Source organism: Microbacterium sp. 67-17, assembly GCF_001898325.1.
Lineage (GTDB): Bacteria > Actinomycetota > Actinomycetes > Actinomycetales > Microbacteriaceae > Microbacterium > Microbacterium schleiferi.
In genome coordinates this window covers 110,996-125,953 of the sequence record NZ_MKTR01000016.1, presented here as the reverse complement: position 1 = coordinate 125,953, position 14,958 = coordinate 110,996, and the positions used below count along the sequence as shown (strand labels likewise).

Genomic DNA, 14,958 nt, shown 5'->3' with positions numbered 1-14,958 from the left:
TCAGCTCGGCGACAGGGCGAGCGTCACGCCTTCAGCGCGAGAACACTCGCGGTCTCAGCGAGGCTCTGCTGCGCGGCATCCGGGCTGCCGTTCAGGTGCGTACCGTAGCTCGGGATGAGTTCGCGAAGCGTACCCTCCCAGTCGCCAATGCGGTCGGGGAAGCTGGACTTCAGGATGCTCAACATGATCGACACTGCCGTGGAAGCTCCCGGCGACGCACCCAGGAGGCCTGCGATCGTTCCGTCAGCCGAGCTCACGACCTCGGTACCGAACTGCAGCACCCCACCCTTCTTCGGGTCTTTCTTCATCACCTGGGCGCGCTGACCGGCGTTGAGGAGCATCCAGTCCTCATCCTTCGCCGTCGGCATGAACGTGCGAAGGCTGTCGACCTTGCGCTTCTTGTTCTTCAGCAGCTCGCCGATGAGGTAGCGGATGAGGCTGGGGTTGTCGATTGCGACCTTGAGCATCGGCCACAGGTTGCCGGGGCGCACCTGAGCGACGATGTCGAACATCGAGCCGCGCTTGAGGAACTTGGGGCTGAACGTCGCGAACGGCCCGAACAGCAGCGACGTTTCGCCGTCGACCACGCGGGTGTCCAGGTGCGGCACCGACATGGGCGGCGCACCGACGGATGCCTGCGAGTAGACCTTCGCGCGGTGCTGGGTAACGAGGGCCGGGTTGCTGGTCTTGAGCCACTGCCCGCCGATCGGGAAGACCCCATAGCCCTTGATCTCGGGGATGCCGGACTTCTGCAGGAGCTTGATCGCCCACCCACCCGCACCGACGAACACGAAACGCGCTCGCGTCTTGCCGGGCGTCCGACCGACCTGGTTGCGCCACGACACCTCCCAGGTGCCGTCCTTCAGCTTCTTCAGCCCTGTGACCTGCCGGTCCGTGACGACACGGCCGCCACGGTGCTGCAGGTTGTCGAACAGCTGCCGCGTGAGGGCACCGAAATCGACGTCCGTACCGGCGGGAACCCGGGTCGCCGCGAAGGGCTCATCGCTCGCGAGACGCTTCTGCATGAGCAGCGGTGCCCACTGGTTGATCACGCGGGAGTCTTCGCTGTACTCGATCCCGGCGAACAGCGGCTGCGTCTTCAGTGCCTCGTAGCGGCGTTTCAGATACGCGACATCCTTCTCGCCGCGCACGAACGTCATGTGCGGCGTCGAGTTGATGAAGGTCGAGGGCTCATCGAGGATGCCGCGCTCGACCAGCGACGCCCAGAACTGGCGACTGAGCTGGAACTGCTCGTTGATCGAGATCGCCTTGGCCGGGTCCACGCTGCCGTCGGAGGCCGCGGGCATGTAGTTGAGCTCGCACAGGGCTGCATGCCCCGTGCCGGCGTTGTTCCACGCGTTCGAGCTCTCCAGGGCGACATCGCCCAAGCGCTCATAGACCTCGATGGTCCAGTCGGGTTGGAGTTCGGAGATGAAGGTGCCCAGGGTGGCGCTCATCACACCGCCACCGATCAGCAGGACGTCGACGGGTTCGGTCACCGGTCAAGTCTACGGGCGGCTGGGACGATGTCTCGACGTCGAGAGATCGGGATCAGACCTGTGCGACCAGGCGCGCGGCGACCAGCTCGGCGATCTGGACGGCGTTCAGCGCCGCACCCTTGCGCAGGTTGTCGTTGCTGATGAACAGCACGAGGCCCTTGCCGTCGGGGGCTGATTGGTCGGCGCGGATGCGTCCCACAAAGCTCGGGTCCTTGCCCGCGGCCTGCAGCGGAGTCGGCACCTCGTCGAGGCGGACGCCCGGAGCATCCGCGAGGATCTCCCGCGCGCGCTCGGGCGTGATCTCACGCGCGAACTCGGCGTTGATGCTCAGCGAATGACCCGTGAAAACGGGAACGCGAACGCAGGTGCCCGCTACCCGGAGGTCCGGCAGCTCGAGGATCTTGCGGCTCTCGTTGCGGAGCTTCTTCTCTTCGTCGGTCTCGTTGAGGCCATCGTCGACGAGGTTGCCGGCGAACGGGATGACATCGAACGCGATCGGAGCAACGTACTTCTCCGGCTGCGGGAAATCGACCGCCGACCCGTCGTGGACAAGTCGCAGCGTGTCGCCCTGGGCCAGCACACCCTCGACCTGGCCGAGCAGTTCCTGCGCGCCGGCAAGACCCGAGCCGCTGACCGCCTGATAGGTCGAGACGATGAGGCGTTCGAGCCCCGCCTCGGCATCCAGCACCTTCAGCACCGGCATCGCGGCCATCGTCGTGCAGTTGGGGTTGGCGATGATGCCCTTGACTGCCTGGTCGATCGCGTGCGGGTTGACCTCGCTGACGACCAGGGGAACCTCGGGGTCCATCCGCCAGGCGCTGGAGTTATCGATCACGGTGGCGCCAGCGGCAGCGAAGCGCGGCGCGTGGGCGCGGCTGCCGGTTGCCCCAGCCGAGAACAGGGCGATGTCGATACCGCTGGGGTCAGCGGTGGCGACATCCTCGATGATGACGGTGTGCCCGCCGAACTCCACAGCGCTGCCGGCGGAGCGAGCGGTGGCGAACAGCCGCAGCTCACCGATCGGGAACGAACGCTCCGCGAGAATCTCGCGCATCACGGTACCGACCTGGCCGGTGGCGCCGACGACGGCGACGGAGAGTCCTGAATCGGAGATGCGGGTCATGGTCGTTCCTCGGTCCGTTCCGCTGTCACAGAATGATGCGTAAAGCGGACGTGGATCGCCGTCTGTGACAGGGGAGCTGCTGGGGTGCGAGTCGCGGATCATGCGACTGCGGGGTTTCAGAGAGTTTAGCGGCCGGTGCCGGCGTAGACGGTCGCAGCACTGTCGGCATCCAGCCCGTAGGCGGTGTGCACGACGCGAGCCGCCTCTGCGATGTCAGAACCGCGGAGCACGACCGAGATCCGGATCTCGGAGGTCGAGATCATCTCGATGTTGATGCCTGCGACGCTCAGTGCCTCGAAGAGCGTTGCCGACACACCCGAGTGCGTGCGCATCCCGGCGCCGACCACCGAGAGCTTGCCGACCTGGTCGTCGTGCACGAGACTTTCGAACCCGACCTCGCTCTGGTCGGCGGCCAGCGCCTTCAGGGCAGGTGCGGCATCCTGCTTGGGGAGCGTGAAGGAGATATCGGTGCGGCCGGTGGTTGCGGCCGACACGTTCTGCACGATCATGTCGACGTTCGCGCCCGACTTGGCGACGATCTTGAAGATCTCGGCGGCCTTGCCCGGAACATCCGGCACCCCGATGACCGTGATCTTCGCCTGACCGAGGTCGGTGGCGACCCCTGCGACGATGGGTTCTTCCATGGTGACTCCCTCCGGAGCATCGGGACGGGACTGACCCGGACCCAGAACATAGGTGCCCTCGCTCGAGCTGAACGTCGAGCGGGCATGGATGAGGACGCCGTGACGGCGAGCATATTCGACGGCGCGAATGTAGAGCACCTTCGCGCCATTGGCGGCAAGCTCCAGCATCTCTTCGCTGGAGACGACATCGAGCTTGCGTGCCATCGGCACCACGCGCGGGTCGGCGGTGAAGATCCCGTCCACGTCGCTGTAGATCTCGCACACGTCGGCTTCGAGGGCCGCGGCGAGCGCCACAGCCGTCGTGTCGGAGCCACCGCGGCCGAGGGTCGTGATGTCACGGGTGTCCCGGTTGAAGCCCTGGAAGCCGGCGACAATCACGATTGCGCCCTCATCAAGAGCCTCGCGGAGTCGAATGGGGGTGACATCGACAATGCGGGCGGCGCCGTGCGTGGCATCCGTGATCATCCCCGCCTGGCTGCCGGTGAACGAGCGCGCCTCGAAACCCATCGATGAGATCGCCATTGCCAGCAACGCCATCGAGATCCGCTCACCACTGGAGAGCAACATGTCGAGTTCCCGGGGCGCAGGAATCGGTGCAACCTGACCCGCGAGGTCGAGAAGCTCGTCGGTCGTGTCTCCCATCGCGCTCACCGCGACGACCACGTCGTGACCGGCACGACGTGTATCGACGATCCGTTTGGCGACGCGCTTGATGCTCTCGGCGTCGGCGACCGACGACCCGCCGTACTTCTGGACGATCAGCGCCACATGCAACTCCCGGGATGACAGGCTCGGATGCCGAACCCAGCGTCCCATTCTACGGAGCCGCGCATGCCGACCAGGTCATGGGCGGCGGGGCTGCAAGGCTAGACCGAGCGGCGGCCCTCGAATGCACGCCCAAGGGTGACCTCGTCGGCGTATTCGAGGTCGCCACCCACCGGCAGTCCCGAGGCAAGCCTGGTCACCGTGATCTGCAGGGAGGTCAGCAGGCGCGACAGATAGGTCGCGGTGGCCTCACCTTCGAGGTTGGGGTTCGTGGCAAGGATGACTTCCTGAACGGTGCCGTCGGCCAGGCGCTGCATGAGCGGCGTAATGCGCAGGTCATCGGGGCCGACACCCGCGATCGGGCTGATCGCGCCGCCGAGGACGTGGTACAGCCCACGGAACTCGCGTGTACGCTCAATGGCCGCGACATCCTTGGCATCCTCGACCACGCAGATCAGTGTCTGGTTACGGCGCGGGTCGCGGCAGATGCTACAGCGATCCTGCTCGGACACGTTGCCGCAGATCTCACAGAACCGAACCTTCTCGCGCACCTCGGCGAGCAGTTGCGACAGGCGCGACACGTCAAATGACGGAGTCTGCAGGATGTGGAAAGCGATCCGCTGGGCCGACTTCGGACCGATACCGGGAAGCCGACCGAACTCGTCGATCAGGTCTTGGACGATGCCGTCGTACATGTTCAGCCGAACCTCGTCGGCGACGCGTGCGGCTCTTCGCGGATGAAGCGCGCATCCAGCAACTGGCGAACGACAGCCTCTCCGTAGCGCTGTGCCCCGTCGGGCGCGCGCGCGATCCGCTGTGCGATCACCGGCGCCTGGTCGAGAGCGACATCCAGATCGACAACGTCGCTGACGTCATCGTCGCCGGGGAGTGGTTCGTCGGCTGCCATCACGTCGCCCTCGCGGGGAGCGGGAACGTACGTAGCGACACCGACCGGCGCATCCTCAGGCTCGTCGTCGACGGCGAGAGACGGGGCAAGGACGGCGGTCGGTGCCTCAGCGGAGGAGGGGATCGGAGCAACCGCCCAGTCCGTCACGGCGGGAGCCGCGGCTGCGGCTGTCGCTCCCCCGCGAGGTTTGGGCGCAGGCGTCGGCCCGGCAGGGCCCGACCCACCGGAGGGTCCCTCATCTGACGGGCCGGCCGAATCCGCGGAACCGGCTGCGGGGTCATGCTTGGCGAGGTACTTCACCCGGATGCCAAGTACCTGCTTGATCGCAGTCCGAAGATCCTCGCTGGGTCCTGCGCCGGCAAGAAGATGCTTGAACTTGGCAACGTCGGAGGCGTTGGCGAACGTGAGGGTGAGCACGTCGCCGGAGAAGTCGGCAACACTCGCGACCGACACCAGCAACCACGACGATCGACTGATGCCCTCCAGCGCGCCGAGCACGGCTTCCCACCGCTCCCGCACAACGTCGAGCGTCACCGGCTCGGTCGGTGGCGCGGGCGGCGCGGCGGGGGCGCTGGCTTCCGGAGCGCTCGCTTCAGGGGCCGGAGTAGGCACCGCAGCCGGCGGAGCGGGAGCGGGCGCTGCAGCAGCCGGTGCCGGAGCGGGCGTGGCCGGAGCGGGGGCTGCTGCCGAGGGCGCCGCGGCAGCGGCCGGCGCTGGAGCAACCGATCCTGCGGTTGCCAGCGCCAGAACGCGCGCGCACATGAGCTCGAGCTGCAGCCGCGGCGAGGTGGCGCCGGTCATCTCGTCGAGCGCGGCGACCACGACATCGGCGGTGCGCGAGAGCCGTTGAGCGCCGAACCGGTCGGCCTGCGCCGACATCCGCTGCAGGTCTTCGGGTGAGGCACCGCGCAGCACTGCTGCAGCACCGTCTCCGGTCGCGGCGACGACGATGAGGTCACGCAGGCGCTCGAGCAGGTCGTCGACGAACCGGCGTGGGTCTTGGCCGGTCTGCACGACACGATCCACAGCCGCAAAGACCCCAGCAGCGTCGGATGCCGCGAGCGCGTCGACGATCTCGTCGAGAAGCTCGGCGTGCGTGTAGCCGAGGAGAGCAACCGCGCGCTCGTAGGTGACTGCGCCTTCCGAGCCCGCGATGAGCTGGTCGAGCAGGGAGAGCGTGTCTCGCGGCGACCCACCGCCAGCACGCACGACCAGGGGGAGCACACCGGGATCGACGACGACGCCCTCGCTCTCGCAGAGTGTGCCCACATACTCGAGCATCGCCGCCGGCGGAACGAGCCGGAACGGGTAATGGTGCGTGCGCGACCGGATCGTGCCGATGACCTTTTCGGGCTCGGTCGTCGCGAAGATGAACTTCACGTGGTCGGGAGGCTCTTCGACAAGCTTGAGCAGGGCATTGAATCCCTGCGGCGTCACCATGTGCGCCTCGTCGAGGATGAAGATCTTGAACCGGTCGCGTGCGGGTGCGAAGACGGCACGCTCACGCAGATCACGAGCATCATCGACACCGTTGTGGCTGGCGGCGTCGATCTCGACGACATCCAGCGATCCCCCACCACCGCGGCCGAGCTCGATGCAACTGTCGCACGTGCCACAGGGTGTGTCGGTCGGCCCCTGGGCACAGTTCAGGCACCGCGCGAGGATGCGCGCAGAGGTCGTCTTGCCGCACCCGCGAGGCCCAGAGAACAGGTAGGCGTGCCCGACGCGGTCGCCCCGCAGCGCGGTCATGAGCGGCTCAGTGACCTGACTCTGCCCGATCATCTCGCCGAACGCCTCGGGGCGATACCGGCGGTACAGGGCAGTGGTCATTCATCCAGCCTAGGGCGTGGTCACGACATCGGGTCAGCGGCCTGCGGCAGCTGCTCCGGCACGCTCTCGAACGTCTCCGGCGACCCCACGATCGGGATCGAGGTCGTGACGACCGGCACGGATGCCGACAGCAGCGACCCGTCGTCGCGGGTGACATCCGCGAACTGGCGAATCGAGGGCCGCCCGGGAATCACCGGGCCCTGGTCGGCAAGCGGAATCATCAACTCCTGCTCGGGCTCGACGACGTATCGTGCGCCCCGCACCGAGAACTCCACGGCCTCCCCCGGCCCCGCAGCGATCCACATGCGGTCTCGGGCGATCGTGACCTGAAGCCGCGTGGCCTGCCAGTGCAGAGTGAACGAGAGCTCGGGCCAGTCGGCAGGAAGCCGGGGGTCGAAGCTCAGCTCGCCGAAGTGGTCGCGCATACCGCCGAATCCACTCACCAGCGCGGTCCAGACGCCGCCCGCCGACGCGACGTGGACGCCGTCCGCCGCGTTGTGGTGCAGGTCGCCGAGATCGACGTAGATCGACTCGAGGAAGTACTTCAGGGCGAGGTCCTGGTAGCCGACCTCCGCCGCGAGGATCGCCTGAACGACCGCCGACAGCGTCGAATCCCCCGTGGTCAGCGGGTCGTAGTACTCGAAGTCGGCGAGCTTCTCTTCAGCGGTGAAGTGATTGCCCTGCAAGTACAGGGCCAGCACGACATCCGCCTGCTTCAGCACCTGGTACCGGTAGATCACGAGCGGGTGGAAGTGCAGCAGCAGAGGCCGCTGGTCGGGCGAGGTGTTCTCGAGGTCCCAGACTTCTTTCTCGAGGAAGACCGCATCTTGCGGGTGGATGCCGAAGGCATCGCTGAACGGAATGTTCATCGCCTCGGCCGCAGCTTCCCACGCCTCGATCTCGTGCTCGCCCAGGCCCAGGCGATCCACCATGAGGCGGTATTCCTCCGGAGCGTCCAGGGCCATGTCACGCAGCGTGTGGGCAGCGAACCGCAGGTTGAAGCGGGCCATCACGTTTGTGAAGAGGTTGTCGTTGACGACTGTCGTGTACTCGTCGGGCCCCGTCACACCGTGGATGTGGAAGGAGCGCTCGGAGTCGAGTTCCGTCTCGCGCCAGAAGCCGAGACTCGCCCACATCCGAGCTGTCTCGACGGCGATGTCGACGCCCTCGCGGTAGAGGAACTCGGTGTCACCGGTTGCCCGCACGTACTTCGCGAGGGCAAAACTCACGTCGGCGTTGATGTGGTACTGCGCGGTGCCAGCGGCGTAGTAGGCCGAGGCCTCTTCACCGTTGATCGTGCGCCAGGGAAACAGCACGCCGGCCTCGTTGAGCTGGCGCGCGCGCCTGCGCGCGGCGGGAAGCATCAGGTACCGCATCCGCAACGCGTTGCGCGCCCATTGCGGCGTCGTGTACGCCAGGAACGGCAGGACATAGATCTCGGTGTCCCAAAAGTAGTGGCCCGAGTATCCCGACCCCGAGACACCCTTCGCGGGCACGCCGAGCCCGTCGGCCCGTGCTGCAGCCTGGGCGAGCTGGAAGAGGCACCAGCGTGTCGCCTGCTGCAGGTCGTCGTGGCCACCGATCCGTACGTCCGAGCGTTCCCAGAACGCATCCAGCCATTCGCGCTGGCCCCTGAAGAAGGCGTCGACGCCCTCGGCCTCGGCGCGATCGAGGGTCCTCCGACACCGATCGACAAGTTCCCGGGCGGGGACACCGCGCGAGGTGTGGTAGCTCACGAGCTTGGTGACGGTGACCGGCACGCCGGCCTTCGCCCGTACCCGGAAGACGTTCTTGGCGATGTCAGGTTCGATCAGGCGCCGCGGGTCGTACTCGTTGTCGGTGGTGATGATGTGGTCGGCGACGACCGCGATCGTCATCTCCGATTCGGTGGCCTTGTAAGCGAGGGCCGATCGCGCCCCGTCCTGCCAGTACTCCTCTGGTTGGAGCACGCGCTGGTGGATTCGCTCGGCCCGGCGAGGATCGAAGCCCGCCTTCTTGGGCGCGACGGGAGTGCCGCCGTAGACATCCTCGCCGTCTTGCCGGTTGATGATCTGACAGCTGATCGTGACGGGGGCATCAGCGTTGAGGACCGTGACGGTCTGGCGCAGGATCGCGAGGTGCTTCTCCTCGAACGACACCAGCCGTTCGTCTTCGATCAGAACCTCTTTGCCCGAGGGCGTGACCCAGAGAATCCGGCGACGCATGACGCCGTCACGCATGTCGAGGACGCGCTCGTACTCGCGCACATCGGCGATGTCGAGCGACAGCGGCTCGTCATCGACGTAGACCCGCATGATCTTGGCATCGGGGGCGTTGATGATCGTCTGGCCGACCTCGGCGAACCCGTACGCCTGCTCGGCGTGCCGGATCGGGAACACTTCGTGGAAGCCGTTGATGAAGGTGCCGTGCTCGTGTGCGAAGCGACCCTCCGGACTGTTGCCGCGCAAGCCCAGGTAGCCGTTGCCGACAGCGAACAGCGTCTCGGATACCCCGACCTCGTCATGCGAATAGCTCGTCTCGATGAGCCGCCATGGGTCGATGGGATAGCGATCACGATCGATCACGCGGACTCCTCCGGTTCGGGTGCGAGAGCAGCAGTCGGGATGCCGGCACCGTTGCCGTCGAGAAACTCGGCCAGGTCGGAGACCACCACGTGTGCGCCAGCGTCGCGCAGAATCTCGGCTCCGACGCCACGGTCAACGCCGACCACGAGCGCGAATCCGCCAGCAGCCGCAGAGCGGACACCTGACAGGGCGTCTTCGACAGCCGCGCTGGATGCCGGCTCGACGCCGAGCATGGCAGCTGCCTCGACGAACACGTCGGGGGCTGGCTTGGAGGCCAGCCCGTCCCGTTCGGCGATGACGCCGTCCATGATCACCTCGAAGCGATCGATGATCCCGGCGGCCGTGAGCACTTCCCGGGCGTTCTTGGAACTCGAGACCACCGCGATCCGGGTACCGGCATCCCGCAGCACCTCCAGTAGCGCGAGCGAGCCCGGATACGGCGCGATTCCTTCGCTTCGCAGCACGCTCTCGAAGACGGCGTTCTTGCGGTTGCCGATGCCGCAGACGGTGTCGAGCTCAGGGGAATCGCTCGGGTCGCCCCAGGGCACTTCGACATCACGGCTCCACAGGAGACTCGCGACTCCGTCGTAGCGCTTCTTGCCGTCGAGGTGCTCGAAGTAGTCGCGCTCGGTGTACTCGGGCGTGATGTTCCACGCCGCGAAGAGCTCCTGGAACATCGACTGCCACGCGTGCATGTGCACCTCGGCGGTCGGTGTCAGTACCCCGTCCAGATCGAAGAGCACCGCGTCGTAGGCGGTGAGATCGGGAAGAGCGTCGGCCACAGGAATCCTCCCGGCGGGTGGCGATGTCGAAAGCGTTGGCGCGAGCCATGGCAACAGGTCGGGTACGGCTGACGCCGTGGTGCAAGCGTAGTAGTTCGACCCTGCCGCAATGCTGGTTTGCGGGCGCTCAGCCCTGCGCGACGCCGAGAGTTTGCCGAGCGATCTCGAGTTCTTCATTGGTCGGTACGACCAGGACGCTCACCGCCGAGGCGTCGGTCGAGATACGACGGATGCCGCGCTCCCGCCGCTCGTTGCGCTCCGGGTCGATCTCCACTCCCGCAAAGCCGAGGGTTTCGAGGGCTGCCGCACGAATGATGGGCGAGTTTTCACCGACGCCGGCGGTGAAGGAGATGACATCCACACCGCCGAGCTGCGCGAGATACGCACCGGCGTAGGTGCGGAGGCGATGGATGTAGACATCGAAGGCGAGTGTCGCAGCCTCATCACCATCCTCATAACGCTGTTCGATGTCGCGCATGTCGGAGGCTCCCGCAAGCCCGAGCAGCCCCGAACGCTTGTTGAGCAGGTCGTCGAGGTCGTCGATGGACAAACCTGCGCGCCGCGCGAGCTGGAAGACGATGGCCGGGTCAACGTCGCCCGAGCGGGTGCCCATGACCAGGCCCTCCAACGGCGTGAGCCCCATGGAGGTGTCCACCGACCGACCGCCATCGATCGCGGTGACCGAAGCCCCGTTCCCGAGATGGAACACGATCTGCTTGAGGTCTCCGAGCGGACGGCCGAGGAAGGCCGCTGCTGCTTCGCTCACGAACTTGTGCGAGGTGCCGTGGAACCCGTACCGGCGCAGGCGATGCTGCTCGGCAAGTTCGCGGTCGATCGCATACGTGTAGGCGGCGGGGGCAAGCGTTTGGTGGAACGCGGTGTCGAAGACGGCGACGTGGGGAATCGCGTCGAAAGCTTCCTGCGCAGCACGGATGCCCTGGACCGCCCCCGGGTTGTGGAGGGGCGCGAGGACCGAGAGGTCTTCGATATTGATGAGCACGAGCGGGGTGACCAGCGTCGGCTCGAAGAAGCGCGCCCCACCGTGCACGACGCGGTGCCCGACCGCCACCGGCGGGTTCGCGTCCAGGGACGGACCCTGCGCCGCGAAGGCATCGAGCATCACCTGGAAGCCTGCGGTGTGGTCGGGAATCGGCAGATCGCGCTCGGAGGTCGCGCTCACGAAGGTCGGCGCTGGCTCGTCAGCGGCAAAGTCCGCCGCAGTAACGGTGTGGCGCGAGTGACCGTTGTCTTGGCCGATCCGCTCCACGAGGCCCGAGGCGAGCACCGCTTCGTTGTCCATGTCGATCAGCTGGTACTTGAATGACGACGAACCGCTGTTGACGACGAGGACGACGCTCATGCGGTGGTCCCTTCCTTCTCAGTGGATGCCGGAGCCGGGGTGTCGGCATCCGCTTGAGCCTGAATCGCGGTGATCGCGATGGTGTTGACGATGTCGTCGACGAGGGCGCCGCGCGACAGATCGTTGATGGGCTTGTTCAGGCCCTGCAGCACGGGTCCGATCGCGACGGCACCTGCTGAGCGCTGAACTGCCTTATAGGTGTTGTTCCCCGTGTTGAGGTCGGGGAAGACGAACACCGTGGCTCGACCGGCGACCTGGGATCCGGGCATCTTCGCTGCGGCAACTGCCGCGTCGGCCGCTGCGTCGTACTGGATGGGACCCTCGACGAGCAGCTCTGGTGCCCGGTCGCGAACGAAGGCGGTTGCTGCGCGCACCTTCTCGACATCCGCCCCCGACCCCGACTCCCCTGTCGAGTACGACAGCATCGCGACGCGGGGGTCGATCCCGAATTGGGAGGCTGTCGCTGCAGACGAGATTGCGATGTCAGCGAGTTGCTCGGCTGTGGGGTCGGGAATCACGGCGCAGTCGCCGTAGACAAGCACCCGGTCGGCCAGAGCCATCAGGAAAACGCTCGAGACGACAGACACACCCGGCTTGGTCTTGATGATCTCGAACGCCGGACGGATCGTGTGGGCCGTCGTGTGCGCGGCCCCCGAGACCATGCCATCGGCCAGGCCGAGGTGGACCATCAGCGTCCCGAAGTAGGACACGTCGGTTACGGTGTCGGCTGCCTGATCGAGCGAGATCCCCTTGTGGGCCCGCAAGCGCGCGTACTCCTGCGCGAACTGCTCGACGTAGGCGGGGTCGAAGGGGCTGATGATTTGCGCCGCAGACAGGTCGACGCCGAGCTCCGCAGCCCGCGTCCGGATCTCACCCTCATCGCCAAGGATCACGAGGTCCGCGATGCCGCGCGCAAGAACTGTGGCCGCGGCACGGATGACACGATCGTCGCTTCCCTCGGGCAGAACGATCCGGCGCCGATCCGAGCGGGACCGCTCCACCAGCTGGTACTCGAACATGAGCGGGGTGACCACTGTCGAGCGGGCAAGACCCAGCGATCTGCTCAGAACCGCGGTGTCGACGTGCTGCTCGAACATCGACAGTGCCGTGTCATAGCGCCGCTGGGATGCCGCCGCGAAACGCCCGCGCGTGTTGATGACCTTGACGGCGGTCTCGAATGTGCCCTCGTCGGTTGCGATGACCGGGAGGTTCGAGGCGACGCCATCCATCAGCCTGTCGATCTGCTCCGGCAGGGGGAAGGGTCCGTTGAGCAGGATGCCTGAGATCGAGGGGAACGTGCCCGAGGAGTGAGCAAGCAGCGTCGCCAGCAGTACTTCGGTGCGGTCGGCCGGGATCATGACGATGGAGCTTTCGCTCAGCCGCGGAAGCACATTGACCATCGACATCCCCGCGATCACGACACCGAGGACCTCGCGTGAGAGAAGTTCCGCGTCACCCTTGATCAGGGTTCCATCGATCGCCGCCATGACTTCGCGCATCGTGGGGGCCACGAGGAACGTGTCCTCGGGGATCGCCCACACCGGCACGACACCGTCGGATGCCACGTGCTCGGGCTCGCGCGCGTGATCGACGAGCTCGCGCACCGTCCCGACGACATCGTCGATGCGATCCGGTTCGGCACGGTTGACGACCACCGCGAGCAGCCCTGCCCGGCCATGCGCGAGCTCCGCCAACGCGAGGGCGGTGATCTGCCCGATCTCCTCAGGAGTGCGCGCGGGCGACGACCCGAGCTTTTCCGCTTCGCCGGTCCGACCACTCATGACGAGCAGAACCGGCGCGCCGAGGTTCGCCGCGATGCGGGCGTTGTAGCCGAGTTCCGCGGGGGATCCGACATCCGTATAGTCGCTCCCCACGATCACGACAGCGTCACACTGCGCCTCGACTGCCTTGTAGCGCTCCACGATCTTGCCGAGGGCGGCGTCGGGGTCCGCGCGCACCTCGTCGTATGTCACCCCGATGCAGTCCTCGTAGGGAAGGTCGACACCGTCGTGGGCGAGAAGCATCTCGAGCACGTAGTCGGGTTCGACAGTCGACCGAGCGATGGCTCGGAACACACCAACGCGCGGTGTGGCATGACTCAGTGCATCGAGCACGCCCAGGGCGATGGTGGACTTTCCGGAGTGACCTTCTGCCGAGGTGATGAAGATGCTCTGCGCCACGTGTTCAGCCTAGGCGCGAGCCCGGGAGCGGCGCAGGCGAGGTGCCGGATAAAAGTAAGACTCTCCGCGCACCCGGCAGAGCCTGGTTACCCTTGCTACGTTTCCGTCCTGGGGGAGTTGGCCTGGATGCCGCCGCGCGGAGAGCTTCCCCTAGTCTAACCATTCGCCCTGGCCGGGATTCGCGGCGTCCTCCCAGAGCCGCGCCCACCGGCCAAGGTTACGATTGTGCAACGACCGACGAGGCGCCGCGTATCCGACGAGGCGGCGCGCCCACAGGCGGAGGGGGCGGTATGACCGAGAGCGTCATCGGCGAGGATCAGGTCGCCCCGGGAAGCCCGCCGGTTGCCGTGGAGCGATTCGCCGAGGTCACCGACGCGATCCTCGGGGCTATCACTTCCGTGATCGACGGTAAGCCGGAGGCAGCTCGCAGTGCGCTCATCTGCCTGCTTGCCGAGGGGCACCTCCTCATTGAGGATGTGCCCGGCGTCGGCAAGACGATGCTCGCTCGAGCGCTGGCAGCATCCATCGATGCCGCCGTGCGACGCATCCAGTTCACTCCCGACTTGCTCCCGGGCGACGTCACCGGCGTTTCGGCCTTCAACCCCATCGATCGTGAGTTCGAGTTCAAGCCCGGAGCGGTGTTCGCCAACATCGTGATCGCCGACGAGATCAACCGCTCCTCCCCGAAGACGCAGTCCGCGCTTCTGGAAGCGATGGAAGAGCGGCAGGTCACCGTCGACGGCCACACGCACCTCGTGCCGCATCCGTTCCTGGTCGTTGCCACCCAGAACCCGCTCGAGATGGAGGGGACCTACGCGCTTCCCGAGGCGCAGCGTGACAGGTTCACGATGCGGATCTCGATGGGGTACCCGGATGCGCGCGCCGAAGCGCTCATGCTGCGCCAGCGCGAGACCGTCAACCCGCTCGAATCCGTGCGACCGGTCGTCACGACCCACGAGGTGGCGGAGTTGATCGTGGCGGCGCGGCACATCCACGTGGCACCGGCCATCGAGGAGTACACCGTCGCTCTTGCTCAGGCGACCCGCGCTCACGCTGACCTGAAGCTCGGAGCGAGCCCGCGCGCGACGCTGCAACTGGTGCGAGCCGCCAAGGTCGCGGCGGCGCTGGAAGGGCGATCCTTTGTCATTCCCGATGACATCACCGGCCTGCTGCATGCCGTGTTCGCCCACCGCCTGATCGCCACCCGGGCAGCTGGCGGCGCAAACCACGGCGAGGCAGCGGTAGCAGGCGCTCTCGACCAGATCGCCGCCAGCGCCCGCGTCCCGCTTGCCTCTCGGCGGTGA

10 protein-coding genes and 1 other RNA gene are annotated in these 14,958 nt (G+C 66.6%); 1 reads left to right on the top strand and 10 read right to left on the bottom strand.

Going from position 1 to position 14,958, the window contains the following annotated elements:
* Window positions 1-23 precede the first annotated feature (23 nt).
* From mqo to ffs, 10 genes are all read right to left on the bottom strand, one after another.
* A complete protein-coding gene (gene mqo, locus BGO47_RS07775) occupies window positions 24-1,499 on the bottom strand; it encodes a malate dehydrogenase (quinone) (RefSeq protein WP_292710197.1) in 1,476 nt (491 codons plus the stop codon).
* Between the two features lie 52 nt (window positions 1,500-1,551).
* Complete coding sequence (locus BGO47_RS07770) at window positions 1,552-2,622, bottom strand: aspartate-semialdehyde dehydrogenase (RefSeq protein WP_292710195.1); 1,071 nt, start codon at window positions 2,620-2,622, stop codon at window positions 1,552-1,554.
* 125 nt (window positions 2,623-2,747) lie between these two features.
* Window positions 2,748-4,034, bottom strand: coding sequence for an aspartate kinase (locus BGO47_RS07765; protein ID WP_292710192.1), 1,287 nt, complete (start codon window positions 4,032-4,034; stop codon window positions 2,748-2,750).
* 98 nt (window positions 4,035-4,132) lie between these two features.
* A complete protein-coding gene (gene recR, locus BGO47_RS07760) occupies window positions 4,133-4,726 on the bottom strand; it encodes a recombination mediator RecR (protein ID WP_292710190.1) in 594 nt (197 codons plus the stop codon).
* Between the two features lie 2 nt (window positions 4,727-4,728).
* Window positions 4,729-6,768 carry a DNA polymerase III subunit gamma and tau gene (locus BGO47_RS07755; protein ID WP_292710187.1) on the bottom strand — a complete coding sequence of 680 codons (2,040 nt, stop codon included), beginning with the start codon at window positions 6,766-6,768 and terminating at the stop codon, window positions 4,729-4,731.
* Window positions 6,769-6,788: 20 nt separating this feature from the next.
* Window positions 6,789-9,332: a glycosyl hydrolase family 65 protein gene (locus BGO47_RS07750; protein WP_292710184.1), complete on the bottom strand. Its 2,544-nt coding sequence runs from the start codon at window positions 9,330-9,332 to the stop codon at window positions 6,789-6,791.
* Window positions 9,329-10,114, bottom strand: a complete 786-nt coding sequence (locus tag BGO47_RS07745; RefSeq protein ID WP_292710182.1) for an HAD-IA family hydrolase — start codon at window positions 10,112-10,114, stop codon at window positions 9,329-9,331. Before BGO47_RS07745 ends, BGO47_RS07750 begins: the two co-directional genes overlap by 4 nt.
* 127 nt (window positions 10,115-10,241) lie before the next feature.
* Complete coding sequence (locus BGO47_RS07740; protein WP_292710181.1) at window positions 10,242-11,474, bottom strand: acetate kinase; 1,233 nt, start codon at window positions 11,472-11,474, stop codon at window positions 10,242-10,244.
* Window positions 11,471-13,654, bottom strand: coding sequence for a phosphate acetyltransferase (gene pta / locus BGO47_RS07735; RefSeq protein WP_292710179.1), 2,184 nt, complete (start codon window positions 13,652-13,654; stop codon window positions 11,471-11,473). The genes BGO47_RS07740 and pta overlap by 4 nt, the downstream gene beginning before the upstream one ends.
* 50 nt (window positions 13,655-13,704) lie before the next feature.
* Window positions 13,705-13,804: signal recognition particle sRNA small type (gene ffs, locus BGO47_RS07730), an RNA gene on the bottom strand.
* A gap of 140 nt (window positions 13,805-13,944) precedes the next feature.
* Between ffs and BGO47_RS07725 the strand changes: the two genes are divergently transcribed.
* Window positions 13,945-14,958: a MoxR family ATPase gene (locus BGO47_RS07725; protein ID WP_292710177.1), complete on the top strand. Its 1,014-nt coding sequence runs from the start codon at window positions 13,945-13,947 to the stop codon at window positions 14,956-14,958.